General features: G+C 46.9%; 25 protein-coding genes. 13 read left to right on the top strand and 12 right to left on the bottom strand.

Features of this window, described 5'->3' with window-relative positions:
• Positions 1-127: 127 nt before the first annotated feature.
• The 4 genes from tomB (at position 128) to M979_RS00820 (ending at position 2197) form a co-directional block, all read left to right on the top strand.
• Positions 128-502: an Hha toxicity modulator TomB gene (tomB, locus tag M979_RS00835; RefSeq protein ID WP_034458068.1), complete on the top strand. Its 375-nt coding sequence runs from the start codon at positions 128-130 to the stop codon at positions 500-502.
• Positions 503-532: 30 nt separating this feature from the next.
• Positions 533-751 carry an HHA domain-containing protein gene (locus tag M979_RS00830; RefSeq protein ID WP_034458066.1) on the top strand — a complete coding sequence of 73 codons (219 nt, stop codon included), beginning with the start codon at positions 533-535 and terminating at the stop codon, positions 749-751.
• A 319-nt stretch (positions 752-1070) separates the two neighbouring features.
• On the top strand, positions 1071-1637 hold the full coding sequence (gene maa, locus M979_RS00825; protein ID WP_064553106.1) for a maltose O-acetyltransferase: 567 nt from the start codon (positions 1071-1073) through the stop codon (positions 1635-1637).
• Between the two features lie 101 nt (positions 1638-1738).
• Positions 1739-2197, top strand: coding sequence for a YlaC family protein (locus tag M979_RS00820; protein ID WP_064553104.1), 459 nt, complete (start codon positions 1739-1741; stop codon positions 2195-2197).
• Between the two features lie 43 nt (positions 2198-2240).
• Here the strand turns inward: M979_RS00820 and ykgO are convergent, their stop codons facing one another.
• Complete coding sequence (gene ykgO, locus M979_RS00815) at positions 2241-2381, bottom strand: type B 50S ribosomal protein L36 (protein WP_034458060.1); 141 nt, start codon at positions 2379-2381, stop codon at positions 2241-2243.
• A gap of 3 nt (positions 2382-2384) precedes the next feature.
• Complete coding sequence (locus M979_RS00810) at positions 2385-2642, bottom strand: type B 50S ribosomal protein L31 (protein ID WP_034458058.1); 258 nt, start codon at positions 2640-2642, stop codon at positions 2385-2387.
• Positions 2643-2954: 312 nt separating this feature from the next.
• Here M979_RS00810 and M979_RS00805 point away from each other — a divergent pair, with 312 nt between their 5' ends.
• The 4 genes from M979_RS00805 to M979_RS00790 are packed head-to-tail and all read left to right on the top strand — an operon-like array spanning position 2955 to position 6264.
• Positions 2955-3992, top strand: a complete 1038-nt coding sequence (locus tag M979_RS00805) for an isopenicillin N synthase family dioxygenase (protein WP_034459990.1) — start codon at positions 2955-2957, stop codon at positions 3990-3992.
• A gap of 18 nt (positions 3993-4010) precedes the next feature.
• Positions 4011-4820: a MetQ/NlpA family ABC transporter substrate-binding protein gene (locus tag M979_RS00800; RefSeq protein WP_034458056.1), complete on the top strand. Its 810-nt coding sequence runs from the start codon at positions 4011-4013 to the stop codon at positions 4818-4820.
• On the top strand, positions 4817-5608 hold the full coding sequence (locus M979_RS00795) for a methionine ABC transporter ATP-binding protein (protein WP_074388612.1): 792 nt from the start codon (positions 4817-4819) through the stop codon (positions 5606-5608). Before M979_RS00800 ends, M979_RS00795 begins: the two co-directional genes overlap by 4 nt.
• Positions 5593-6264 (top strand): methionine ABC transporter permease, encoded by a 672-nt coding sequence (locus M979_RS00790; protein WP_064553102.1) that lies wholly within the window; start codon positions 5593-5595, stop codon positions 6262-6264. Before M979_RS00795 ends, M979_RS00790 begins: the two co-directional genes overlap by 16 nt.
• Positions 6265-6280: 16 nt before the next feature.
• Here M979_RS00790 and M979_RS00785 read toward each other — a convergent pair whose 3' ends face one another.
• Positions 6281-7354, bottom strand: a complete 1074-nt coding sequence (locus M979_RS00785) for a LacI family DNA-binding transcriptional regulator (protein WP_034458052.1) — start codon at positions 7352-7354, stop codon at positions 6281-6283.
• Between the two features lie 269 nt (positions 7355-7623).
• On the opposite strand from M979_RS00785, the gene M979_RS00780 reads away from it, so the two are divergent.
• Positions 7624-8886 (top strand): maltoporin, encoded by a 1263-nt coding sequence (locus M979_RS00780; RefSeq protein WP_034458050.1) that lies wholly within the window; start codon positions 7624-7626, stop codon positions 8884-8886.
• A gap of 175 nt (positions 8887-9061) precedes the next feature.
• On the opposite strand, the gene M979_RS00775 is transcribed toward M979_RS00780, so the two are convergent.
• The 6 genes from M979_RS00775 to M979_RS00750 form a co-directional block, all read right to left on the bottom strand.
• Positions 9062-9373, bottom strand: a complete 312-nt coding sequence (locus M979_RS00775) for a PTS sugar transporter subunit IIB (RefSeq protein ID WP_064553100.1) — start codon at positions 9371-9373, stop codon at positions 9062-9064.
• A 76-nt stretch (positions 9374-9449) separates the two neighbouring features.
• Entirely contained in the window at positions 9450-11510 is a 2061-nt protein-coding gene (locus M979_RS00770) for a beta-galactosidase (RefSeq protein ID WP_064553098.1), read from the bottom strand.
• Positions 11511-11558: 48 nt separating this feature from the next.
• On the bottom strand, positions 11559-12761 hold the full coding sequence (locus M979_RS00765; RefSeq protein ID WP_064553096.1) for a glycoside hydrolase family 53 protein: 1203 nt from the start codon (positions 12759-12761) through the stop codon (positions 11559-11561).
• Positions 12762-12765: 4 nt separating this feature from the next.
• Positions 12766-13617, bottom strand: a complete 852-nt coding sequence (locus M979_RS00760) for a sugar ABC transporter permease (RefSeq protein WP_034458043.1) — start codon at positions 13615-13617, stop codon at positions 12766-12768.
• Between the two features lie 11 nt (positions 13618-13628).
• Entirely contained in the window at positions 13629-14936 is a 1308-nt protein-coding gene (locus M979_RS00755; protein WP_034458041.1) for a carbohydrate ABC transporter permease, read from the bottom strand.
• A 123-nt stretch (positions 14937-15059) separates the two neighbouring features.
• Positions 15060-16295: an extracellular solute-binding protein gene (locus M979_RS00750; RefSeq protein WP_034458039.1), complete on the bottom strand. Its 1236-nt coding sequence runs from the start codon at positions 16293-16295 to the stop codon at positions 15060-15062.
• A gap of 359 nt (positions 16296-16654) precedes the next feature.
• On the opposite strand from M979_RS00750, the gene M979_RS00745 reads away from it, so the two are divergent.
• On the top strand, positions 16655-17767 hold the full coding sequence (locus M979_RS00745; protein WP_064553094.1) for an ABC transporter ATP-binding protein: 1113 nt from the start codon (positions 16655-16657) through the stop codon (positions 17765-17767).
• Positions 17768-17973: 206 nt separating this feature from the next.
• Positions 17974-19545 carry an EAL domain-containing protein gene (locus M979_RS00740; RefSeq protein WP_064553092.1) on the top strand — a complete coding sequence of 524 codons (1572 nt, stop codon included), beginning with the start codon at positions 17974-17976 and terminating at the stop codon, positions 19543-19545.
• 5 nt (positions 19546-19550) lie between these two features.
• Here M979_RS00740 and norR read toward each other — a convergent pair whose 3' ends face one another.
• Positions 19551-21065 carry a nitric oxide reductase transcriptional regulator NorR gene (gene norR / locus M979_RS00735; protein ID WP_064553090.1) on the bottom strand — a complete coding sequence of 505 codons (1515 nt, stop codon included), beginning with the start codon at positions 21063-21065 and terminating at the stop codon, positions 19551-19553.
• A gap of 219 nt (positions 21066-21284) precedes the next feature.
• Here norR and norV point away from each other — a divergent pair, with 219 nt between their 5' ends.
• Positions 21285-22730, top strand: a complete 1446-nt coding sequence (gene norV / locus M979_RS00730) for an anaerobic nitric oxide reductase flavorubredoxin (RefSeq protein ID WP_064553087.1) — start codon at positions 21285-21287, stop codon at positions 22728-22730.
• Positions 22727-23860 (top strand): NADH:flavorubredoxin reductase NorW, encoded by a 1134-nt coding sequence (gene norW, locus M979_RS00725; RefSeq protein WP_064553085.1) that lies wholly within the window; start codon positions 22727-22729, stop codon positions 23858-23860. Before norV ends, norW begins: the two co-directional genes overlap by 4 nt.
• 88 nt (positions 23861-23948) lie before the next feature.
• On the opposite strand, the gene M979_RS00720 is transcribed toward norW, so the two are convergent.
• Entirely contained in the window at positions 23949-24302 is a 354-nt protein-coding gene (locus M979_RS00720; RefSeq protein ID WP_034458030.1) for a DUF1428 domain-containing protein, read from the bottom strand.
• Positions 24303-24398: 96 nt separating this feature from the next.
• The gene (locus M979_RS00715; RefSeq protein ID WP_064553084.1) at positions 24399-25217 is read right to left on the bottom strand and encodes a GNAT family N-acetyltransferase; all 819 of its coding nucleotides are present in this window, start codon (positions 25215-25217) and stop codon (positions 24399-24401) included.
• Positions 25218-25234: the final 17 nt, after the last annotated feature.

Raw genomic sequence — 25234 nt, 5'->3', positions numbered from 1 at the left:
ACTGCGGATTGATTTATAGTTAAAGCATATGGAATAATCGTTGTAATTGATTCCCACCTCATCCAGGTGTGTCCACCCCAAGGCGTTTTGTTTATCAAATTTTCTTCGATAAAAAAGGGGCTGCATTATGGACGAATACTCACCAAAACGGCATGATATCGCACAGCTTAAATTTCTCTGCGAAAACCTGTATCATGACTGCCTTACCAACCTTGGCGAGAGTAATCATGGTTGGGTTAATGATCCTACTTCGGCCATTAACTTGCAGTTGAATGAATTGATTGAGCATATTGCTGCTTTCGCACTTAATTACAAAATTAAGTACGATGATGAGAGTAAATTGATTGAACAAATTGACGAATATTTAGACGATACATTTATGCTGTTCAGTAACTATGGCATCAATGCCCAAGACTTGCAGAAATGGCGTAAGTCCGGGAATCGGTTATTCAGATGTTTCGTCACCGAGAGTCGTGCGAACCCAGTAAGCCTCTCCTTTTAGAACTATTACAAGATGTAATAAGGTGATTTTATGACTACAAAACCATTAACTAAGACTGATTATTTGATGCGCTTGCGACGCTGCCAAACTATTGACACATTAGAACGCGTAATCGAAAAGAATAAATACGAATTACCAGATAATGAATTGGCTGTATTTTATTCAGCAGCAGACCACCGTCTGGCTGAACTAACCATGAATAAGCTTTACGATAAAATACCACCATCTGTATGGAAATTTATCCGCTAATCCCCCTTAACTGTTATTACCTTTTGGTTTCAGACTGACATGCTTTTGTAATCAGCCACAATGGATTCAGAAACTCATTTAGTCACTTAATAGAGTGCTAAATAGATATTTATCCGGGCCGTTCAGCTTTCGAGATGCAAGCTGCTATCGCTCTTTCTGTAAGGCTTACTACATTGTGTCCGTCGTTCCTCTTAATTTGTGATTGTTAATAGCACACCCGGTCATGTGATTACCGTCACAAAAAGGAACTTTAGCAAAATTAATTACAAACTAATCGCTTAGGGTAACGGGTGTCCTGTCTATTTTAAAAGGCATCACCATGAGTGAAGAAAAACAGAAAATGATTGCAGGTGAACTTTATCGCCCTGCTGACCAACAGCTTCGAGATGACCGTGTAAAAGCGCGCCATTTGATTCACCGTTTTAATCACACAGCTCCAGATGAAAAGGCTATTCGTAGTGAACTGCTCGAACAACTATTAGGCCAAAGTCTGGATGCCTATATTGAACCATCGTTTCGTTGTGATTACGGCTACAATATTTTCCTCGGCAAAAACTTCTATGCCAATTTTGACTGTGTGATTCTCGACGTTTGTCCTGTCCACATCGGTGAAAATTGTATGCTGGCCCCCGGTGTTCATATTTATACTGCGACTCATCCGCTGGATGCCGAAACGCGCAACAGTGGTGTTGAGTTCGGTAAACCTGTCACGATTGGCAATAATGTCTGGGTTGGTGGGCGTGCGGTTATCAACCCAGGTGTGACTATTGGCGATAATGTAGTGATAGGTGCCGGATCCGTCGTCACAAAAGATATTCCGGCGAATTCGGTAGTTGCTGGAAACCCGGCCAGGCTAATCAAAATGGTGCCTGACACGCCACATTAACTGTTATGGTTTTTTATGGCGAAACTGTTACTTTTTTACCCTTGCAGGGCTTCTTAAAATAACAGTTCTCTGCCTGTCGCGTTCCCGTTCAGAAGGCCATCATGACTGAAATTCAGCGTCTGCTCACCGATACAATTGAACAACTCAATGCGGAAGAAAAACGCGACAATCGCCCGCGTTTTAGCATCAGCTTTATTCGCAAGCATCCGGGGTTATTTGTCGGCATGTGGATAGGTTGGTTCGCAACACTATGGGTCATGCTTGAGTCGGATACTCTGGCGGGATCTGTTTGGCTATTGGTCGTGTTGTTTGCGCTGCTAAACGGCTTTTTCTTTTTTGATGTGAATCCCCGGTATCGCTATGACGATATTGATGTGCTGGATTTACGCGTTTGCTACAACGGTGAGTGGTACAACACGCGTAACGTTCCACACACATTAATCGATAAAATCCTGCATTCCCCAGGTGTTGACGAACAACAAAAATCGCTACTGCATAAGATGGTTGCCACGAAAGGCGAACTCTCGTTTTACGATATTTTCTCTATTGGACGTCCGTAACGTTCACAATTTATAAAAGCCAAGGGGCAAAGCGCCCCTTGTCTTAACGCCGCTTCTTCCCGCCCTGCACCGCTTTAAAACGCGGGTTACTTTTGCAAATCACATACAGCCGACCTTTACGCTTCACAATCTGGCAATCTGGATGGCGCTGCTTAGCACTACGTAATGAATTCAAAACCTGCATCTTTTACTCTCCCTTGCCAAAAAAACGACCGAAACGCTGCTGGAAACGAGCCGGACTGCCTTCATTGGTGAATGTTTTTTGTTTACCGGTGTAATGCGGATGAGAGGCTGATGAAACTTCCAGTGTGATATAGGGATATGTCACACCCTCAAGCTCGATTTCCCGGTCGGTCTTGATAGTCGAACCCACTTTAAAGAACTCATTGGCGGTAGTGTCGTGGAACACCACTGTTCGATAGAAAGGATGGATGTCACGTTTCATTTTCTTTTCCAGGATACGTTATAACATAACAATAAAGTAAAATATGAATGAAAAAAAAGCAAGCCTGTTTGCCACCAAACCTTAACAACCGTTGATTGCTAAATTCTGCAAAAGCTTAGAACCCCGCAAGGCAATAACTTAGAAGATAACAATATTGGGCGGCGTGGCGCAGTTGCGGCAATGTCATTTCCACGAACAACACATCAATCCAGAAGGGATAAACCATGAGTCAGCGCTGTCGTTGTGAAAATTATTGTTGGGTTAAAAAATCAAAACGTGACGGGAAAACATCTGAATTACGTGGAGTGAAAAATGAGCAAAACAACGACCCAGGCATTGCCAATACTCGATCTCTTAGCCCTTGATGGCACCGACACCGATCGCGCAGCCTTTCTTGAACAACTACGCCATGCCGCTCGTGACATCGGCTTCTTTTATCTAATAAATCATGGTATCAGCCCGGAACTGCAACAAGCCGTTCAGGATGAAGCTCAGCTGTTTTTCTCTTTACCTGATACAGAAAAACAGAAAGTCGCGATGATTCACTCCCCTCATTTTCGTGGTTACAACCGCGCTGCCAGCGAATTAACGCGTGGTAAACCTGACTGGCGTGAACAATTTGATATTGGCGCTGAACGCCCGGTACTTTCAGTCAGCCCATCACAACCAGGCTGGCTGCGTCTGCAAGGACCCAACCTTTGGCCTGAATCATTACCCACTCTCAGGCCGACTTTATTACAATTTCAGCGCGAAATGACCGCTGTGGCATTGAAATTATTACGCACTTTTGCATTAGCATTGCAGTTACCGGCTAACAGCTTTGATGACCTGTATGGCAACAAACCCAACGAGCATATCAAGCTGATTCGCTATCCCGGCCAACAGGCTACCGATAGCAATCAGGGTGTTGGCGCTCACAAGGATTCCGGCTTCCTTAGCTTCCTGCTACAAGACAGGCAGCAAGGTTTACAGGTTGAAGTCACCCCTAATAACTGGATAGATGCAGCCCCTTTACCCGGCAGCTTTGTGGTGAATATTGGTGAGTTGCTTGAACTGGCGACCAACGGCTATTTGCGTGCCACGGTCCATCGAGTGGTGTCGCCTCCGCCGGGGCAGGAACGCCAGTCCATCGCATTTTTCCTCGGCGCACAGTTAGATGCCGTGGTTCCGGTTTACACATTACCTCCTGAGCTTGCAAGCCAGGCCCATGGCCCGGAAAGCGATCCTCACAACCCGTTACTGCGTGATGTTGGCTGGAACTACCTGAAAGGCCGCCTGCGCTCTCATCCCGACGTGGCGGAACGTTATTACCCGGATGTCTTGCGTAGCAGCACTGAACTCATCGCTTAAATATTGAAGGAAACCACCATGAAATATGCCTCTTTTAAACTGGCAGGGATTGCGCTGTCTTTGACTCTGGCTTTTAGCGCTCAGGCAGCAGATACCTTACGCATTGCAGCAGATGCTGTGCCACACGCAGAAATCCTGGCCTTTGTGCAGAAACTCGATCCTAATTTAAAGCTTAAAGTCATTGAGCTTAGTAACGGCGTAAACGCCAACGAACTGTTGGCCAACGGAGATGTGGACGCCAACTACTTCCAGCATGTTCCGTATTTACGCGACCAGGAGAAAGCGTTAGGTAAAAAATTCACCGTTGCTGCCACTGTTCACATCGAGCCATTGGGGATTTATTCACATAAATATAAAGACCTGAAATCCGTTCCCGAGAATGCCACCATCGCCTTACCCAATAACGTTACCAACCTAAGTCGGGCACTCTATCTTTTGCAGGACAAAGGATTGATCACGCTGAAACCTGAATTTAAAGATGCTGCGCAAAACCAGGCGACACCGCGCGATATCGCAAGCAATCCTAAGAAGCTTAAGATTATTGAAATCGAAGCGCCGCAACTGCCGCGTTCGCTTGATGATGTCGATTTAGCCGTGATTAATGGTAACTACGCATTGGAAGCCGGTTTAACACCCTCAAAAGATGCGCTGGGGTTGGAAAGTGCCACTCATAACCCGTATGCCAATATTCTGGTCACTAATCCAAATCTGGCAAACGATCCACGTATCAAGGAGCTGGCGAAAGATCTTCAATCACCACAGGTTGCTGATTTTATTCGCAAGCAGTTTAACGGCTCAGTGATCCCGGTTGCTACGCCACAGTCATGATAACCCTTGAGCGGCTGAGCAAGGTGTATGCCGGAGGAGGCCAACCGGCACTGGATGATGTCTCACTGACTGTGCCCGACGGCGCAATCTACGGCATTCTCGGGCGCAGTGGCGCAGGGAAAAGCACCTTGATTCGCTGCCTTAATTTGCTGGAGCGGCCCACATCGGGCCGCATTCTGATGCAAGGTATCGATATCACTACTCTCAATAACCGAGAGTTGCGGGTACATCGTCAACGCACCGGAATGGTATTCCAGCACTTCAACCTGATTCATGCGCGAAATGTGGCGGACAACATCGCCGTACCGTTAGAAATTGCGGGTCTTCCCCGTGAAGAACGACAAACACGCATCACGGAACTACTCGAGTTAGTCGGCCTTAGCGATAAAGCACAGGCTTTTCCTTCACAACTTTCCGGTGGGCAAAAACAACGTGTGGGAATTGCTCGTGCACTGGCTGCCCATCCTGATGTTCTGCTGTGTGATGAAGCGACCAGCGCATTAGATAGTGAAACCACCGCGTCCGTATTGGCACTGCTGAAGGATATTAACCATAAACTCGGCGTCACCATTGTACTGATAACCCATCAACTGGAAGTGGTAAAAGCTATCTGTGACCACGCGGCATTGCTGGAACACGGCAAGCTTATAGAAAGCGGTTCGCTGTCTGAATTGCTGGTCATCCCCAGATCTCGTCTGCGTCAGGCTTTGCTCCCTGGAGATGCTGCGGAACAGGCATTCTTACGCCGTATTGGTATAACAAGGAGTCTATTATGCGAAGTCGCCTAGAATGGGGGGATTTATGGCCATTACTGCTCGATGGTTCGCTGGATACACTGTACATGGTAAGCCTTGCGGCATTGTTTACCGTGCTTATTGGATTGCCGTTGGGGGTACTGTTATTCCTCACTCGTCGTGATGGCGTATTACCCGCTCCGCTATTCAATCAGGTCATTGGCAGTGTCGTGAATGTCGGGCGTTCACTGCCGTTTATTGTGCTGTTAATTGCGCTGATTCCTTTTACCCGCATAATTATCGGCACTACGTTAGGCAGCACAGCCGCAGTGGTTCCGATAACTATTGGTGCCTTCCCCTTCTTTGCGCGTGTAGTAGAAAACGCGTTAGATGAGGTCGATAAAGGTCGTATTGAGGCCATTTTATCCATGGGAGGAAATGTCTGGCATATCATCACCAAAGTGCTGCTCCCCGAAGCGCTGCCTGCGCTACTGGCAGGGATCACTCTTACTATCGTAATGCTCATTGGTTTTTCGTCGATGGCGGGTGTAATTGGTGGTGGCGGTCTGGGAGATCTGGCGATTCGCTACGGTTACCAGCGGTTTAACGACCAGGTCATGGTTGGCACCGTTGTCATTCTGGTCGCGATGGTGCAATTGGTACAAAGTATTGGAGATCGTCTGGTGCGCCGCCTGGCGCACCGACGTTAAGCTTTAGGATGATTGCTCAGCGAGATAAACGTTGGGCAATCAAACGTAACTCTTCAGCTATTTTTTGAATATCGCGATGTTCTTCAACCTGAGGCCCGGTTGAGTTCCGCACCACCAGTTTGGCTGGCAAGATTGATGATGAACGAAGTGTTTCGTTATCGCTCGCACTCAGAATACGTCGCACCGCCTCCCTACCCTGCAAATCTAAATCCAACGAAACCGTCGTCAGAGCCGGATAGAAAAAAGAGCTTTCATAAGTATCGTCATAACCGATAACCGACTTATGCCCGGGGATCGACAATTGATTCTGGTGAAAAGCACTAAGCACGCCAAGCGCCATCTGGTCATTCGCGACCAGCACCGCACTAAAGTTGGGGGTTTCACGTAACATTTGCAGCGCGCCAACATAACCACTTTGCGCATCCCAATTACCATGAATGACACTCACCGGTTTTAAACTGTAACCCTGGAGAGTTTCAAGCCAGCTCTTCAGACGTAGATTCGCCGAAACCGACGCCTTTGGCCCTGCCAGTAATGCAATGTCCCGATGCCCTAATTCATAGAGGTATTTAACGCTCGCTCGGGTGCCATCTGCTGGGTTAAACGAAACGTTAAACACGGAGCTGTAGGGGTCAACATCCAGAAATAAACAAATGACATCTTCATTCTCTGCCGCGATTCTCTCTGCCTCATCAGTCTCCAGGGGGACGTTGATAATCACCTTATCTACCCGCTGAGACTTGAGTTCATTGATGGAGTTTTGAATGCTTTGTTTTACGCTCTCATCAATCATGGAAATCAGCACCTGATAACCTTCAATATTGGCATAGTTTTTTACCGCCGCCGCGACTTGCGAAGGCGCGTGTAGTGCCAATGAAGTGGTGACCAGCCCCACTGTCATACTTTGCTTGCCAACTAACTGTTGCGCAACACGGTTAGGTACGTATCGCAACTGCTCTATGGATTGTTCAACCTTGCGGCGCGTAGCCTCCGAAACATTGGCTGATTTATTCAGCACTCTTGAAACAGTCTGGTAAGAAACCCCTGCATGGCGGGCAACATCTTCTAAAGTGGCGCTTTTCGACTTCATAGTCAGGTTCCCAGTAAGTGTTCTTCAATGATTGTATCAGGGCAATAAATTAAATGACTAATCGCCCAATTCGACCTCTCACCCGACAAAACAATTGTACTACGATCACATATCAAAAACTGGTGAGCCCCGTCACTTATTGTTACAAATAACGCTGATTTATTTGCACTAAATCACAATAAACCAACTAACCAATTGCTTGAAATTATGTTTAGGCATTTTATTGCACCCGTTATGTGAACGTAATACAAAACTATAAAGGGGATAACATGAAAACCAGCTTACGCACTTTGTCCGTCGCGTTAGCCGTTGCGCTGACTTCACCATCTGTATTTGCAATCGAAAAAATTGACTTCCACGGCTATCTGCGTTCTGGCGTAGGTGTATCAAGCGATGGAGGGCTGCAAGAATGGCAAAAGAACAAAGTAGGTCGCCTTGGTAACGAAGCGGACACATATGGCGAGCTGGAGTTAGGTTCTGAGGTTTATAAAAAAGATGATGTTAGTTTCTACCTCGACAGCATGATCAGCATGGTGTCCGACGGTTCTAACGATAGCGAAACCACCTTTAATGACGATGCACAATTCGGCCTGCGCCAGCTAAACCTGCAAATTAAAGGTCTCGTTCCCGGTGATAAGAATGCGGTTATCTGGGGCGGTAAGCGTTACTACCAACGCCACGACTTACATATCATTGACACCAAATACTGGAACATTTCTGGTTCTGGTGCAGGTATTGAAAACTATACCGTTGGCCCTGGTGCTGTATCGCTTGCCTGGATTCGTGGCGATGCCAACGATGTTGATTACCGTGTTGACGGTGACAATGACGTAAATATCAACTACATCGACTTGCGTTATGCAGGCCTGAAACCATGGGCAGGTTCGTGGGTCGAAGTGGGTATTGACTACGCAATGCCTAATTCTACTGATAAACAAAAAGAAGAGTACGGCGGTTTATATGATGCCGACAATGGTGTCATGCTTACTGGCGAAATTAGCCAGGATATGTTTGGCGGCTACAATAAGACCGTTCTGCAATACGCTAATAAGGGACTAGCCCAGAATATGGTTTCTCAAGGGGGCGGTTGGTATGACATGTGGAATATGACCAACGATGCAAAAGGCTATCGTGTTATTAACACAGGTCTTATCCCTATTACTGACAAATTCTCTATCAACCATGTTTTGACCTGGGGTTCTGCCGATAATATTACACAGTACACCGACGATACTAGTCTGTTCTCGCTTGTAGGCCGTGCTCAATATCAATTTACGCAATATGTTCGTGCAATTGGCGAAGTAGGTGGTTTCTACCAAAAAGACAATTACAAAGACGGTTCTAACTATAAGCAAAGCGGTGAGAAATATACCATTGCTTTAGGTTTAGCTGATGGCCCAGACTTCATGTCTCGTCCAGAACTACGTGTATTTGCATCTTATTTAAATGATTCAGAAAATGGCAAGCCATTCAACGACCGTACTGCTAGCGATACCTGGAACTTCGGTGTGCAGGTCGAAGCATGGTGGTAATGCCATTACTCATATTGCAGTAAATAGTATCAGGGTTGTATCTCCAAAGATCATTGACGAATTTATTACCCATTATTGCCACTCGTCACTTAGTGCATAATATTATTTATGCTTTGGCTAAACTTTGTGATAACCACCAAAAGTGGTTATCACTTTTTATTTTAAATGGTTATTTTTACGACTTAGAAAAATGCTCATCCATTATCTTTCGTAAATTATCAGACTGCTTACCAAATATTGCATGAACTTCCTTCCCTAATATCACCACACCTAGCGCACCTGTTTTCTGTAATGCATCAGTATTCACTTTCGATAAATCATCTACAGTGACACGCAGGCGAGTAATACAAGCATCAATATTTTTAATATTCGGTTTCCCACCAAAATATTGAAGTAATAACTCAGCTTGCTGCTCCTCATCTTCAGTTAATGACGCTACTGGTTTGGGGTGGGAAAAATAATGCATAAACGATTTCAGGCTGATCATAACATCCACCTTGAGTAAGTTAATTTAGGGTATAAAAATGCCCACTCGGATGAGTGGGCGGATAAAGCTATCGACCTCAGGCGAGGCGACGGTTTAGAACACGGCTTCCCCATGGTGCAAGAGTTAAGTTTCCCTGGACGGTTTGCTTACCGACCATATCGAGGAACTCTGCAGGCAGTGTCACCGACTGCTCCAGGGCACTGTAATTCTGTACGACAATAAACTCGCTCTCGCCATCGGTACGGCGATGGGCAGTCACCCCTTGCGGGAATGTACAATCCAGGGCTCGAGGCAAATTGAGTTCGTTTACAATGTTGTTAAAGAAATCGCGCTGGAAGGCTGCATCATTACGAGATGCCACATACCAGGCTTTACCTTTGCCGACATGATTCACTGTCACCGCCGGATAACCCGCATAGAAATCATCACGATAGTGAGCTAAAACCTGGGCGCCTTCTGAATGAATCAATTCACACAGATGGCGCACCTGATATGGCCCTTGTAGGCCTGCATTATTTCCGCTCAATCCCTGGACAATGTTGCTTTCGCCATCAGCCAGACAGTCAATTTCCTCGGCCCAAATACCCAATAATGGGCGTAGTGGGCCAGGGAATCCGCCGAGGTGACATAAATCAGTCTCATTCACCACACCGCTCCAGTAGGTGGCAACAAACTGCCCACCTTGCTCGACAAAACGAGTCGCTTTTTCGGCAAAACCTTCGCGTACCATATACAGCATCGGCGCAATAACCAGTTTATAACCAGAAAGATCGCAATCAGCGTTAATCACATCAACAGCAATACCCTGCTCCCAGAATGGACGGTAATGATCGACGACCGTCTTTTCATATTCCATGCCACAGTTGCGCGGGCCTTGCGCATCATCCATTGCCCAACGGCTTTCCCAGTCGAAAATAATTGCGACTTGTGCTTCAACACGGCTCCCCGTCACCGGTGCCATTTGTTCCAGAATACGTCCAAGCTCGCTAACTTCACGCCCTACACGGGTGTCAATATGTCCGACATGGTCCACGATAGCGCCATGGAATTTTTCGACCGAACCGCGGCTTTTACGCCACTGGAAATACTGTACGGAATCAGCACCGTGCGCCACAGCCTGTAACGAGGAGAGAATGTGCATACCCGGTTTCTTCAACTTGCTGGTAGGCTGCCAGTTGGTAGCACTCGGCGTAGACTCCATCAGGACAAATGGTTTGCCTTGTTTAAGGGTGCGCATCAAGTCGTGATACATCGCGGTGTAACACGCCAGTTGTGTTTCATCTTCTTCACGATGCCACATCGGGTAACTGTCCCAGGAGATAAAATCAATCGCCTGAGCCAGCTTCCAATAATCGTAATCGTAGAAATACTCCATAAAGTTGGTAGTGGTCGGCAATTCAGGATTAGCCGCCTTTAGCGGTTTAGCCTCCTCGGTGCAGAACTCGGTGACTTGAGCGGTATTAAAACGACGCCAGTCGAGATTCAGACCATGAATCGACACTTCCCCTTGCGGAGCAGGAGACTCAATTTGCGACCAATCCGTATAAGTATGGCTCCAGAAGGTACTCCACCAGGCTTCATTAAGTTTTTCAAGAGTCTGATAACGGTCCTGTAGCCACAAACGGAATTTTTGCTGGCAGCGGTCACAATGGCACTCGCCACCATATTCATTAGAAATATGCCAGCCAATAACCGCGGGATGATGAGCATAACGCTCTGCCAGTTGCTGGTTGATCTGTTGCACTTTTTTGCGATACACCGGCGAAGTCATACAGTGGTTGTGTCGCCCACCGTGTAACGCAGGAACTCGGTCACGCCCGACACGCAATACCTGCGGATATTTTTGCGACATCCACGCAGGACGGGCTCCGCTTGGTGTTGCTATAAAAACATGAATTCCCGCGGCATAAAGCTTTTCAACTATTTCATCAAGCCAGGCGAAGTCATATAACCCTTCATGAGGTTCAAGTTTCGCCCAGCTAAATATCCCCACAGACATAACATTGCATTTCGCTTGTTTCATCATGGAAATATCTTTATCAATAATGCCCGGATAATTCTCCCATTGTTCCGGATTATAATCAGCGCCATGCAATAACGCAGGAAGCTTTGCGCTCAGCGGTGGAAATTTAGACATAAAAAATCCTTAAATAAAAAATATATAGGGCCGCACTGAATGGCGAAACTAATTAAAAACTTTCACAGAAGGTAAGACTTTTCCTTTACAGTCGAATAGCGCCTGATTTTCGCGAGCATTGCCCGTTTTCCATTTATCATGGGTATATTCCATACCGGCAGGCGTGGCCCAGGTATTTCCAGGCACGGCAATCCAGGTCGGTTCCCAATAAAATACGCCCTTCCCTTTTCCTTGAGGAACATCAATAACGCTTTGCATCAGATCATGAATAAAGTTTGCTTGCCCCTGAACGGTGCCAGGATATCCCCCATCCTTTTCTTCTTTCTCTGTAAAACTATTTTCCGCGTTATCACAATTCTCCAGGGTATAAGCGTAAGCAGCTTCAACTACGATGACATCTTTTTGATAACGTTGACTGATATCGTCCATATTGGCTTTTAAGGCGCTAATTGGCCCATTCCAATAGGTGTACATCGACAGGCCGATAATATCGAACGGGACATTACGTTTGGTTATTTCATCAAACCACCAATGGAAGGTGTCATTTTTAGTACCCTCGGCCAAATGCAGCATGATTTTTACATCTGTTGGCGATGCCAGGTTCTCACGCAAGCCGCTAATTGCTGCATTTAAAAGCCCCGCCAGACGGTCAAACTCGCCTCCACCTTGCCCCCAGCTTTTCCCTTCCGGCCACAACATACCGCCATTAATTTCATTACCGATTTGCACCATTTCTGGTAATACACCCTCTTTTTTGAAGGTGGCAATCGTGTCACGCGTGTAGTCATGAATCGCCGTTTTAAGCTGGTCGTAATTCATGTTCTGCCATGCTTTAGGCTTGAATTGTTTACCCGGATCGGTCCAGAAGTCGCTGTAATGGAAATCAAGTAGTACCTTCATTCCCTGTGCTTTTGCGCGCTTAGCCAATTCAAGAGTGGTAGCCAGGTCGTTGCTTCCGCCACCAAAAGTCTGCCCGGTACTGTCTTTCGGATCGACCCACAGACGTAGACGAACATAGTTCACGCCATTGTGTTTCAGGATAGCAATCGGATCTTGTTGAACATTTTGTTCATTATAGAACTTGCCCCCCTGACGCTCGACCTCAGCGAGTGTCGAAATATCAGCACCTTTAATAAAATCTGCCGGTGCATTTTTTAAAGGTGCAATTGTGATGGAATCAGCTGCGTGAGCCACATTCATCATGCCAAGTGATAAACAAACAGCCAGTAAAGCGGGTTTAAACATTTTCATCGTCTTATCCCTTAGTACTTCCTGAGGTCAGCCCGGAAACAAAGTATTTCTGCAATGCCAGGTAGAGAATCGCTACTGGCACGGCAATTAATACCGCTCCTGCTGCGTAAGTGGTGTAACTCGCGCCCATTTTTTGGGCGACCAGGTTATACAAACCAATTGGCAACGTATATTTATCAGGGGTGCGCAGAATGGTGCTCGACAAAATAAAATCGCCCAGCGGACCGGTGAAAGAGAACAGCGCAACCACCGCAATTATCGGTTTTGAAAGCGGCATAATAATTTCGATAAAGATACGGAAATTGCTTGCCCCATCCATGCGTGCAGACTCATCGAGATCTTTTGGAATCGCATCGAGATACCCTTTCATCAGATAAGTATTCATCGGAATCATGCCGGCCACATAAATTAAGACCAGCGCCAGGTGGCTGTTAATCAATCCCAATAACTGTGACAGCACAAAGATGGCAATCAATGCAGAAAACTGTGGGATCATTTGTAGCAACAGGAACAACATCAACCCATTCTGGCGCCCTTTAAAACGAAAGCGTGAGAATGCATACGCCGTAAAACTGACGCTAATTAAGGTAAAGAACATGGTCAGGAAACTGATTTTCATCGAGTTCCAATACCACGTCATATAATTAACCTGGCCATTAAACAGGTCGGCATAATGTTGGAATGATAAGTTCTCAGGAATTATTGACGTACTGAGCAAACTGTTACCCGCATTCAATGACGCCCCAACTGTCCAGATCAGAGGGTAAATAATGATTACCGAGACAAAAATAATAACTAACCAGGAAAGTGATAAACGAATCCACTTCTCTTGTTTAATACTTTGTGACTTAGCCATGTTCTCGTTCCTTATGCCATATCATCATTTTTAAATGATTTCGTTGCACGGAATTGCCACAACGCCAGGCCAACTACAAAAATGGAAAGCAAAATAGTGATGGTTGCTGCTATCGCATATTGTGAAGAGGACATGGTCAATTTATAAATCCATGAGACTAATATGTCTGTGCCACCGGCATTTGACCCCGCTACGGCTGGGCCACCGTTATTAAACAAGTAGATGATATTGAAGTTATTAAAGTTAAAGGTGTATTGGGTAATAATAATTGGCGCAATTGAATACAGTACCAATGGCAGTGTAATCGTGCGTAATTTAGTCCAGGTACTCGCGCCATCCATGGTGGCTGCTTCATACAAATCATCAGGAATCGCCTGTAATACTCCCGTCGTCATCGCAAAGACAAAGGGGAAACCAAGCCATGTTTGCATCATTATCAACGCCGTTTTCGTCCAGAACGGGTCTGTCATCCAGGCTTTTGGCGCTATGCCAAAGAAAGCCAGAATCGCGTTATTGATGACACCGAATGAGTCGTTAAACATCCCGGCAAAAACCAGTATTGTCACAAAGCCGGGTACTGCCCATGGCAGAATGAAAATAGTACGAATCAGCGGTTTAAAACGGAGATCTTTTTGGTTGACCAAAATCGCCAACATGACCCCGACCGTACATTGCAAAGTCGTAGCCAAAAGTGTCCACACTACAGTCCATTGCAATACATCAAAGAACGTGGAACGCCAGATAGACAGGGTGAAAATATTGACGAAGTTTTTAAATCCAACCCAGTCAACCAGCTTCGCTGGTGGCGTGTGATATAAGTTGTAGTTGGTAAAAGCAATAGAAAAGCCGAACAGAATCGGGAAAATCACAGCGAATACCAGCAGGATAAATCCTGGGGTAATCATCAAATAGGGAAAGCCCTCGCTTAACAGCAATTGGTACTGTTTACGTACGCTATTAAGAGGAATGCCAGCATCGCGTTTCTTCCCATTAATCCAGGCATCGCGGAATGATAAATAATAAATTGCCACTCCAAATCCGATAATCAACACACTGATTATCCCTTCGGCTAGCAGGAAAATTGAGTTATCACGCGGAACTTGTTCGCCCAGGGTATATAAACCCCACAGCCCTTCTTTTAGAAAATCATAAAACACACCAATAAAGCTGCTTATCAGAACGAGAAAGATAAGCCCCTTGACCCATTGGCGATGATAAAACTGACCAAAACCAGGTACGATTGCGCATAACACCGCGCTAATGGCATGGCGACCAGACTGTTTCGTTACCGCTACGTTATCGCCGGAACTGATAATCACACACTGCTCCTTTTTCCAACACTCTTGAGACTGCCCACCTGGCGTTGATTTTCATAACCAGTTTGAACCCAGCCCCTTGTCACATTTGACCTGAATTCAAACTGACTGTGTTTACCCTGCGGGTTACTGATTGCTGGCCTGCATTGCTTCAATTTGCATATTGATTTGCTTAACTGCATTGTCGAGCGCGGCTTTCGGCTGTTGCTTGCCGGTTACGCTAAGTTCCAGCGCGGCATTAGCAGGGCCCCACACTTCACCCATTTCAGGAATTCCCGGCATGGCTGAAGCACGGCTTGCCTGGATAGCGACAGCACTGGCTTTCTCGTCGTTTTTAATCACAGGGTCATCAATCATCGCAGTCAGCGCTGGGATCTCTTTCGTAACCTGATAGCGAGTTTTCACATACTGTGGCTGGTTGATGAATTCAATAAATTGCTGAGCCAGCGCTTTATCTTTGCTCCAGGTTGAAACCACATAGCCTTTAACACCAAGGAAGGAACTCATCTCTTTACCATTAGGAAGCAGTGGCAAAGGTGCAACACCATAATTAACGCCTGCGGCTTCATAAGGCTGGAATGCCCAAGGTCCGTTAATGACCGCCGCAGCTTTTTTCTCGGTAAACAGTGAGTCGATAGCATTGAGGCCGTTATCACCAAGGATCCCTGTCGGGAATAAGCCATCGGCATAGAATTTCTTCAGATAAGTTACCGCTTCAACAGCACCTGGTGTATTCAGACCTACGTCATCCGCTTTCAGGCCACCCTTATCGTTTTTGCCAAAGATATATCCGCCCATTGGCGCGATAACACCCCAGCTGTAATAAATTTGATCAAACTTAGCGAGCAGACCGTACTTGTTTTCTGCACGCTGCTTTTTAGAAAATTCAGCATATTCATCAAGCGTGGCGAGAGGTTTTGGCAACAGGTCTTTGTTGTAAATCATTACCAGAGTTTCTACCGCTTTTGGTAAGCCATAGAGTGTGTTGTCCATGGTGAAGGCAGCAATAGACGTTTTGGTGAAGGAGTCGGTTATCGCCGGAGCAACGCTTAAAGGTGCGACCAGGCCTTGCACCACTGCACCACCTAACTGGTCGTTAGGAATCACGAGTACATCAGGGCCAATTCCAGCCGGGCCATCCAGACGTAGTTTCTCAATCTGCTGAGCAAAAGGCGTTTCCAGCACGTTAACTTTAACCTGATGCTGTTTTTCAAAATCCGCGATGGCTTCTTTGATACCAGCCGATTTCTTAATGTCTTCCCAGACTGTTAGCTGCTGAGTCGCAGCATGGGCAGCCATGCTGGCAAATTGGGTTACCGCTAATGCAGTTAAAACAAGTGCAGTGATTTTATTGGTTTTCATTATCGCTCCTTGTGAAGGTATAACATTTTTATGTTTAATTTTCTAAATCAAACGAACCCACGACGTACTGAAATCTTGATTGGTGGCGCTTGTAGTACATTCACACCAGTTATCTTACAATGTTATACGCTACGCTTTGATGCCTGTTAACTCTATAAAAATCTCCCTATTGTGTGATCATGATTGCAGAAATGAAATCCAGCGATAGGGGCATAAATAGAGCGAAGTTATAGTCTTTACACGCTTTTTCATCATCACGCATACTTACTGTGAATTGTTATACGTAATACATAAAATCAAAAACACGTCCTGTAAAACCATGTGATGACCCATGACTGACAATTTTCGAGGATGACCGGATGTCCAGTATTAGACTGAGAAACGTGACCAAACGCTTTGGTAAAACCGAAACACTCCACAACATCAATCTTGATATTGAAGACGGAGAATTTGCGGTATTCGTCGGCCCCTCTGGTTGTGGGAAATCAACGCTATTGCGCATGATTGCAGGGCTTGAGGAGATAAGCGGGGGCGAGGTGTTGATTGGTGATGAAGTGATGAACGATGTCGCTCCTTCCCATCGCGGGGTGGCGATGGTATTCCAGTCTTATGCACTTTATCCACACATGACTGTGGCCGAAAACATGGGCTACGGGTTAAAAGTTAATAAAGTACCGAAAGAGCAGATTCGCCATCAGGTAGAGATGGTTGCGAAAACCTTGCAGCTTTCGCATCTATTGGATCGCAAACCTAAACAATTATCCGGTGGCCAACGTCAGCGTGTCGCAATTGGACGCGCCATCGTTCGTAACCCGCGCGTATTCATGTTTGATGAACCGCTTTCTAACCTCGACGCCGAACTGCGTGTAGATATGCGTCTGCATATCGCCAAGCTCCATCAGGAAATGAAAACAACGATGGTCTATGTCACCCACGACCAGGTCGAAGCGATGACACTGGCCGATAAAATTGTGGTGATGAACTACGGAAAAGTTGAGCAAATGGGCTCACCGATGGCGCTTTATTACAACCCGGTAAACAAGTTTGTCGCAGGCTTTATTGGTTCACCTAAGATGAACTTCCTGCCAGCGAAAGTTGAGAGCTGGCAGCCTGATGCATTAATGGTGACCGTCGATGATCACCACTGCCTGACGCTTGCCGTTCGCACTGCGCCGTTGCAGGCGGGAGAATCCATCACATTGGGTTTACGTCCTGAACATCTCAACGTGGCAGGCGCAGAAGAGACGTCGCAAACGCTGGACTTCCATTGTGAAGTGGTAGAGCGACTGGGGAACAATACCTATCTGTTTGGTCAGTGCCATGGTCATGATGGCTTTAAAATGTTGCTACCCGGTGATGTTCATTTCAGCCCATACCAGAAGCTTAAGCTGAACTTTGAGGCGGGACATTGCATGGTGTTTAACGAGGAAGGAATGCGGATTAGTAAAGAAACGCCTGTGCCTCACGAATAACTGGCAACTGATTTAAACCAACGGGGGCAAATGTCCCCCTTTTTATTCCTTATTCATCGAAAATATAACTACCTGAGACACTCACTTTCACAGCTTATCCCACCATCGAGGCAGGAAAACATAACATCGCCTATGCATGTGAGATAGACTGTTCTCTTCTATCAAAAACCATTATAAAAACTCACTTCTTAACTGGGTCTTAAAGAATGACATCCCGAAAGCTCATCAGCCTGGTAAGCGGTGTACTTATTTTGGCAGTTTTGCTACCTATTTTGTTAAGCATTTATCTTGCTCATCGTAATGCCGAACACGCATTTCACGATGAATTAGGTGACTTTGCCGATCATGCATTGCTACGCACCGGCACAGTCATCGACCAGGCTGTTTCTGCGATTAATGATATTAACCGCTTTAATGACAATACCTGTTCGCAAGCACACGCAGAAGCCATGCATCGAATCGCTCTTGAATATCGCTATGTGCAAGAAGTGATGTTTCAGGAAGATGAGCATATTTTGTGTACTTCACTTGAGTCTATTACTCATGCTGCGACATTAGGTAAGCCAGACCGTCAGGGCATTCATGGTTATAACGCATGGTATACCACTCCACCGATACCCGATTTTCAGCGCAAAATGGTCTATATAGGTAAGGACCCCCATCTTGCTTTAATTGACCCAATGTCATTTATTGATGTTCTCCCCTTTGGCAATTACACATTAAATATTGCAATGATTGGGCTGCATAATAATCAGCTTATTGCCAGCAACAGCCGATATATCCCTGAAACATGGCATGAAGCACTGGAACAAGGTACGGACGAATTTCAAAGCAACAACAATTTCTATGTGATACGCCGGGATAATAATCTTGGCCTGGCCATGATTGCCTGGGCGTCAATGGAACCCCTGACGACCGCATGGTATCAGCAATTGTTTATCTGGTTACCAGTGGGGTTAATCATAAGCCTCGCCGCAGGTGGAGTCTTAATTCGTATTTTGCGTCGGTTGTTATCGCCTCGTAACAGGCTGATGGATGCTATCAAAAACAATGAATTTAGCGTGGTTTATCAACCTATTGTTCATCTTCAAAGCGGCGAGATTGTCGGTGCGGAAGCCTTAATTCGTTGGCAGCAACAAGATGGCTCAATGTTAAACCCGGATGTGTTTATCCCACTGGCGGAGCAAACAGGGTTGATAACACAATTAACAGAGCAGGTCATTAAGCGTATATTTCATGAGCTGGGCGATTGGTTAAGCAAGCATCCTCATCATCATGTTTCTGTGAACATGGGGGTTCAGGATGCACGTAGCCTGCATATTCTTGATTTCACTCGCCCGTACCTGGCACGTTATTCAGTTCATCCAAAACAAATAGCATTTGAGATTACTGAACGTGGTTTTTCTGACCCGAAAATTACAGCACCTATTATTGCGCAATATCGAAAAGCCGGGCATGCCATCTATATTGATGATTTTGGAACCGGTTATTCCAGCCTGAGTTATTTACAAGACCTCGATGTTGATATCCTTAAAATAGATAAATCATTCGTTGATGCCCTGGAATATAAAAATGTCACTCCGCATATTATTGAAATGGCAAAGGCTCTGGGTATTTTGATGGTGGCCGAAGGCATTGAAACCCCTTGCCAGGCGGCATGGTTGCGCAAACAGGGTGTGCAGTACGGACAGGGCTGGTTCTTCAGTAAAGCCCTGTCTAAAAAAGAATTTATCGAGTGGGTAGCAAGCTCTTATGCCAGGAAATCAAAAATCCCCTGAAACTACTACTTCACACCAAGACGTTTCGCCAGGCGGTGTAAATTAGCGACATCCAGCTGCAGTTGCCGGGCACTCGCAGCCCAATTACCCGCATTAGCCTCCAGCGTGCTGATAATAATCTGCCGCTGGAAATCATCAGTCGCCGCACGCAAGTTATCGATCCCCGCCATTTGAGCAACAGGCGTACTGGCAGGTTTAACCTCAGTATCCGTCAATTGAAAATGCTGCGGCTCCAGCCAGATTTCGCCATCTGGTTTACCCGAGCGCGCAAGCACTGTAGCGCGATAAAGAGCATGCTCCAGCTCGCGAATATTTCCGGGCCAGTCGTATCGACGCAGTAATTCACGAGCGCCATCCGTCAAGGCGACCTGTTTCAATCCCATTTTTACGCGGCTTTGCTCGCAGAAAAACCCAGCTAATAGCGTGATATCATCGCCCCGTTCACGTAGCGGTGGCACATGCAGTGGAAAAACGCTCAGGCGGTGAAACAGATCGGCCCGAAACTCACCCGCCAGTACATGCTGCTTTAAGTCACGATTGGTCGCTGCCAGCACCCGCACATTTACCCTTTGGCTGCTGTCATCGCCCACCCGCTGAATATCGCCGTACTGTAAAACCCGCAGCAGTTTGGATTGCAGCGTTAAAGGCAATTCCCCTATTTCATCCAAAAATAGTGTGCCGTTATCAGCCATTTCAAATTTGCCGGTTCGGTGGTGAATCGCGCCGGTAAAAGCCCCTTTAACGTGGCCGAACAGTTCACTCTCCGCCACGCTTTCCGGTAAAGCGGCGCAGTTCAGGTAAACCAGCGGATTTGCGGCACGTGCCGAACCACTGTGAATTGCACGCGCCACCAGCTCTTTACCGACCCCGGTTTCCCCGGTGATAAGCACATTCAGATCGGAACCCGCAACGATCTCTATCTCTTTCTTGAGCTGCATTATTCCCGCAGACAACCCGACCATTTCGCCGCTACCTGTCTTGGCCATGATGGGAGCTGCGGTCACCGCAGATGTTTGATTCTCAAGCTGTTCCATTAACAAAGCGTTATTGAGTGCCCCCGCAGCTAATACGCTGATTAAACGCAGTTCTTCATCACTGAAATGGTCGAACTGCGCGGGATCCATGCCATCCACCGTGAGCGCGCCGATCAGGTTCTGATCGGCAAACAATGGCAGGCCCAGACACGCATGGACTTTCAGATCGGTGTGATCGGGAATCAGGCCATCGTAAGGATCGGGCAATTCACTTTCTGCCGGGAACCGCACCACGTCACCCGCACGGGCAATGGCTTCCAGGCGCGGGTGTTCGTCGAGATCAAAACGCCGCCCTAGCACATCGGCCGCCAGGCCATCAATTGCCAGCGGGCGAAACTGACGTGATTCATAACGCAGTAATGCCGTGGCGTCACTGCCTAAAAGCTGCCGCAGTGTACGAATCAAACGAGCAAAACGATCCTGATGGGAAATACCGCTTTGCAGGTCGATAGCGATATTGGCAAGAGAGGTAATTGAAAGGCTCATAAAAAGCTCCAGAAACAGATGCAATAACTGTAGCTTTTGATAGTCAAAAAGACAATCACATTGTTAAATTGACACTATTCAACACTGTCTTTTTGACTATCAAAATTAATCATTATTTATAAAAATCATTATAAATCAATTAAATAAAAAGTTGGCACACCGTTTGTATTATGTCAGGTACGAGCATCATTTTTTAATTTCTTCTTGAGGTACTGACAAATGGCTATTTTAGTTAAAAACAACATTCAATGGGTTGGTCAACGTGACTGGGAAGTACGTGATTTTCACGGTACCGAATACAAAACATTGCGCGGCAGCAGCTACAATAGCTATTTGATTCAGGAAGAAAAAAACGTGCTGATCGATACTGTCGATCACAAATTTAGCCGCGAATTCGTTCAGAACCTGGCGCGTGAAATCGATTTGAGCAAGATTGATTACATTATCATCAACCACGCAGAAGAAGATCACGCAGGTGCGCTGTCCGAACTGATGTCCCATATTCCGAACACGCCCATTTACTGCACCGCGAATGGCGTGGATTCAATCAATGGTCACCACCATCATCCAGAATGGAACTTCAATGTGGTGAAAACCGGTGACAGCCTGGATATCGGTAACGGTAAACAGTTAATCTTCGTTGAAACGCCAATGCTGCACTGGCCAGACAGCATGATGACTTACATGACCGGCGATGCGGTACTGTTCAGTAACGATGCTTTCGGCCAGCACTACTGCGACGAACACCTGTTTAATGATGAAGTCGATCAGGGTGAGTTGTTCGAGCAGTGCCAACGCTATTACGCCAACATTCTGACGCCGTTCAGCCGCCTGGTAACACCAAAAATTACCGAAATCCTCGGCTTCAATCTGCCTGTGGATATGATTGCCACTTCCCATGGTGTGGTATGGCGTGACAACCCAACGCAAATCGTTGAGCTGTATCTGAAATGGGCGGCGGATTATCAGGAAGATCGCATCACGATTTTCTACGACACCATGTCCAACAACACACGCATGATGGCAGATGCTATCGCACAGGGCATCACCGAAGTTGACCCACGCGTAGCGGTGAAAATCTTTAACGTCGCTCGCAGCGATAAAAACGAAGTTCTGACCAATGTATTCCGTTCTAAAGGCGTTCTGGTTGGTACCTCCACAATGAATAACGTGATGATGCCGAAAATTGCGGGTCTGGTTGAAGAGATGACCGGCCTGCGTTTTCGCAACAAACACGGTAGCGCGTTTGGTTCCCACGGCTGGAGCGGCGGCGCGGTGGATCGTTTGTCTACACGTTTGCAAGATGCTGGTTTTGAAATGTCCCTGAGCCTGAAAGCTAAATGGCGTCCGGATGGCGAAGCGCTGGAAATCTGCCGTGCACACGGTCGTGAAATAGCTCGCCAATGGGCTCTTACTCCACTGCCCGTTGCGACGACTGAAGCAGCTGCACCTCAGGAAACCGTTGCAGAAGTCAAAACCTGCACTGATTTAGGCCCAAGCATGCAGTGCAGCGTTTGCCAGTGGATCTACGATCCGCAAACCGGTGAACCAATGCAAGATGTTGCACCTGGCACACCATGGAGCGACGTACCTGATAACTTCCTGTGCCCGGAATGCTCACTCGGTAAAGACGTATTTGACGTGTTGGCTACGGAGGCAAAATGAATCATGGCATTGTAATCATTGGCTCGGGCTTCGCCGCCCGCCAACTGGTCAAAAACATCCGTAAACATGATGCACAGGTACCTGTGCGCATGATTGCCGCAGACAGCATGGATGAGTACAACAAACCCGATCTCAGCCACGTTATCAGTTTGAATCAACGCGCAGAGGATCTCACCCGGCAGCGTGCCGGGGAGTTTGCTGAACAATTTAATCTGACGCTAAACACCAATACATGGGTGTCGGACATCGACCCACGTGAACGCATAGTTAAATGTGGCAGTCAGCAGTTTTCATACGACAAACTGGTACTGGCAACGGGCTCAAGCGCCCTGCTTCCGCCAATACCAGGCAAAGAGCTGATGCTGACGCTAAACAGCCAGCAGGAGTACCTGGCATGCGAATCGTCACTGCGCGATGCACAGCGCGTGATGATTTTAGGTGGCGGCCTGATTGGTACAGAATTGGCGATGGATTTTTGCCGTGCGGGTAAACAGGTGATTGTGGTGGATAACTCCGCAAGCCTACTCGCCTCACTGATGCCTGCTGAAGTGAGTAGTCGCCTTCAGCACCGCCTGAATCAAATGGGTGTGGAACTGTTATTTAACCAGCGTCTGGAGTCCCTCAGCAAAACGCCACAGGGCATCAGCGCAGCATTAAGCAACGGGAGAATTGTCGGTGTTGATGCGGTTGTAGCTGCCATCGGACTGCGCCCTAATATCAGTCTTGCGCAGCATGCCGGGATTGCAGTAAGCCGGGGTATTCAGGTTAACCGCCAGTTGCAGACATCGGACGCGAATATATACGCTCTGGGCGACTGTGCAGAAATTGACGGTAAAGTGCTGCCATTCCTGCAACCGATTCAGTTTAGTGCCATGACGCTTGCTAAAAATCTGCTCGGTGCCGCCGATGGTCTTGCGCTTCCGGCAATGCTGGTCAAGGTGAAAACACCTGAACTGCCATTGCATCTGGCGGGCGAAACGCAGCGCACGGATTTAAGCTGGCAAATCACCGCAGATCCGCAGGGTCTGATTGCCAAAGGTTTTGATGAGGCACAGCAGTTGCGCGCGTTTATTGTTAGTGAAGCGCATATGAAACTGGCATTTGGTTTACTGCGGGAATTAGTACTGTAGATTTTGAATCAATCACCCTCACCCTAACCTTCTCCTGCTAACCCTCAGGGAGCGGGTCGGGGTGAGGGTGACCTTATCAGTAGTCTAATCATTCATCCAGAATTGGCGCAAAGCCACCATAGATCATACGTTTGCCATCAAATGGCATCGACTCGCCAAACTCTTTCATCCTTGGGTCAGACATCATCTTCGCATTCGCGGCATCCCGCACTTCTTTAGATGGGTACTCAATCCAGCTAAACACCACTTCTTCGCTCTCCTGGGCTTTCACCGCCATGCGAAAATCAGTGAGTTTGCCGTCAGGCACATCATCAGCCCAACACTCTACGACGCGTATCGCACCAAACTCTTTAAATAACGGTGCCGCTTTTGCGGCTAACTGCTTATATGCTTCTTTATTGTCTGCGGGTACCGCAACAACGAAACCATCAACGTAACTCATTGTGAACCTCCACGGTGTGGGGAATACGGGCAGATAATTTCCACCCGTGATGATTACGATTGATAAGTTTAGTCGTTAAGAATGGATACTACCCGCTCATAATTTGAGCAGCATCTCATATTGGGTAATGGGATCCTGCCTGTAGCCACTGCTCAAATAAAGTGGTGCCAGCTGCTCAGGGATAGCTGTAGCGGTATATAACCCAGGGAAACGTTCACGCAGTAACGTAAGCAATTTTTTCGCCTGACCTTTACCACGCGCTAGCGGGTCAACATAGAGCATACGGAGTCTGTGCTGCGGGGTTGTGGCAACCATTGCGTATGCAATGTCGTTCAGAACGTAGGCTTTACCCGGTAATTTATAGAGCGTTTCAGGTGCGCTTAACCACGGCAAATTCAGGCTGTCATCCGTCATCATTTTTTTCGCCATCACCAGCGGGTCGATTTCCTGCAATTCGCCGGTTTCTGTAAATTGCGGCGACTGAGTAGTACCAAACCCGACCAATGTCTGCTGGCGAACAAAACCCATACGTTCATACAGTGACACCCCACTCTCGTTGCCAACAATAACTTCCAGCCAAAAGTTACGGTCACCGCGCTCGCGCGCACCATCAATTAATTCCTGCATGAATAGTTTGCCAAACCCCTGCCCACGCAATTCCGGGCGAATGGCGAATGCAGCAAGGCGACAACTTTGCCCACGGCGTGTGATTAGCGCCAGTGCTTTTGGCTCACCATTGTGCGTCCAGACTTTGCTGTCATTGAAACTGATATCTTCAGCGCTAAAACGTGAAGCAAAAGTTTCACCATCAATGGTGAAAGGGACCAGATATCCTTCAAAACAGTGGGAAAGAATTTCAGCCAACTGATGGCTACTCCAGTGCGCCGCCGCGTTGCTGATAACCTTGCTATTCATCGCTACCTCATCCAATG

The sequence above is a fragment of the Buttiauxella noackiae ATCC 51607 genome, assembly GCF_001654865.1.
In the GTDB taxonomy this organism is placed as follows: Bacteria; Pseudomonadota; Gammaproteobacteria; order Enterobacterales; family Enterobacteriaceae; genus Buttiauxella; species Buttiauxella noackiae.
Note: the sequence above shows the minus strand (reverse complement) of the source record. Positions and strands in the feature narration are given on the sequence as shown.

Bases quoted from the DNA above. Each gene is read 5' to 3' on its own strand.
- M979_RS00785 (WP_034458052.1), bottom strand. From the start codon at position 7,354: ATGAAGTCGAAAAGCGCCACTTTAGAAGATGTTGCCCGCCATGCAGGG.
- M979_RS00805 (WP_034459990.1), top strand. From the start codon at position 2,955: ATGAGCAAAACAACGACCCAGGCATTGCCAATACTCGATCTCTTAGCC.
- M979_RS00820 (WP_064553104.1), top strand. From the start codon at position 1,739: ATGACTGAAATTCAGCGTCTGCTCACCGATACAATTGAACAACTCAAT.
- M979_RS00790 (WP_064553102.1), top strand. From the start codon at position 5,593: ATGCGAAGTCGCCTAGAATGGGGGGATTTATGGCCATTACTGCTCGAT.
- M979_RS00810 (WP_034458058.1), bottom strand. From the start codon at position 2,642: ATGAAACGTGACATCCATCCTTTCTATCGAACAGTGGTGTTCCACGAC.
- M979_RS00780 (WP_034458050.1), top strand. From the start codon at position 7,624: ATGAAAACCAGCTTACGCACTTTGTCCGTCGCGTTAGCCGTTGCGCTG.
- ykgO (WP_034458060.1), bottom strand. From the start codon at position 2,381: ATGCAGGTTTTGAATTCATTACGTAGTGCTAAGCAGCGCCATCCAGAT.
- M979_RS00750 (WP_034458039.1), bottom strand. From the start codon at position 16,295: ATGAAAACCAATAAAATCACTGCACTTGTTTTAACTGCATTAGCGGTA.
- M979_RS00770 (WP_064553098.1), bottom strand. From the start codon at position 11,510: ATGTCTAAATTTCCACCGCTGAGCGCAAAGCTTCCTGCGTTATTGCAT.
- M979_RS00760 (WP_034458043.1), bottom strand. From the start codon at position 13,617: ATGGCTAAGTCACAAAGTATTAAACAAGAGAAGTGGATTCGTTTATCA.
- norR (WP_064553090.1), bottom strand. From the start codon at position 21,065: ATGAGCCTTTCAATTACCTCTCTTGCCAATATCGCTATCGACCTGCAA.
- M979_RS00720 (WP_034458030.1), bottom strand. From the start codon at position 24,302: ATGAGTTACGTTGATGGTTTCGTTGTTGCGGTACCCGCAGACAATAAA.
- M979_RS00745 (WP_064553094.1), top strand. From the start codon at position 16,655: ATGTCCAGTATTAGACTGAGAAACGTGACCAAACGCTTTGGTAAAACC.
- norW (WP_064553085.1), top strand. From the start codon at position 22,727: ATGAATCATGGCATTGTAATCATTGGCTCGGGCTTCGCCGCCCGCCAA.
- maa (WP_064553106.1), top strand. From the start codon at position 1,071: ATGAGTGAAGAAAAACAGAAAATGATTGCAGGTGAACTTTATCGCCCT.
- M979_RS00740 (WP_064553092.1), top strand. From the start codon at position 17,974: ATGACATCCCGAAAGCTCATCAGCCTGGTAAGCGGTGTACTTATTTTG.
- M979_RS00765 (WP_064553096.1), bottom strand. From the start codon at position 12,761: ATGAAAATGTTTAAACCCGCTTTACTGGCTGTTTGTTTATCACTTGGC.
- M979_RS00715 (WP_064553084.1), bottom strand. From the start codon at position 25,217: ATGAATAGCAAGGTTATCAGCAACGCGGCGGCGCACTGGAGTAGCCAT.
- M979_RS00800 (WP_034458056.1), top strand. From the start codon at position 4,011: ATGAAATATGCCTCTTTTAAACTGGCAGGGATTGCGCTGTCTTTGACT.
- M979_RS00795 (WP_074388612.1), top strand. From the start codon at position 4,817: ATGATAACCCTTGAGCGGCTGAGCAAGGTGTATGCCGGAGGAGGCCAA.
- norV (WP_064553087.1), top strand. From the start codon at position 21,285: ATGGCTATTTTAGTTAAAAACAACATTCAATGGGTTGGTCAACGTGAC.
- M979_RS00830 (WP_034458066.1), top strand. From the start codon at position 533: ATGACTACAAAACCATTAACTAAGACTGATTATTTGATGCGCTTGCGA.
- M979_RS00775 (WP_064553100.1), bottom strand. From the start codon at position 9,373: ATGATCAGCCTGAAATCGTTTATGCATTATTTTTCCCACCCCAAACCA.
- tomB (WP_034458068.1), top strand. From the start codon at position 128: ATGGACGAATACTCACCAAAACGGCATGATATCGCACAGCTTAAATTT.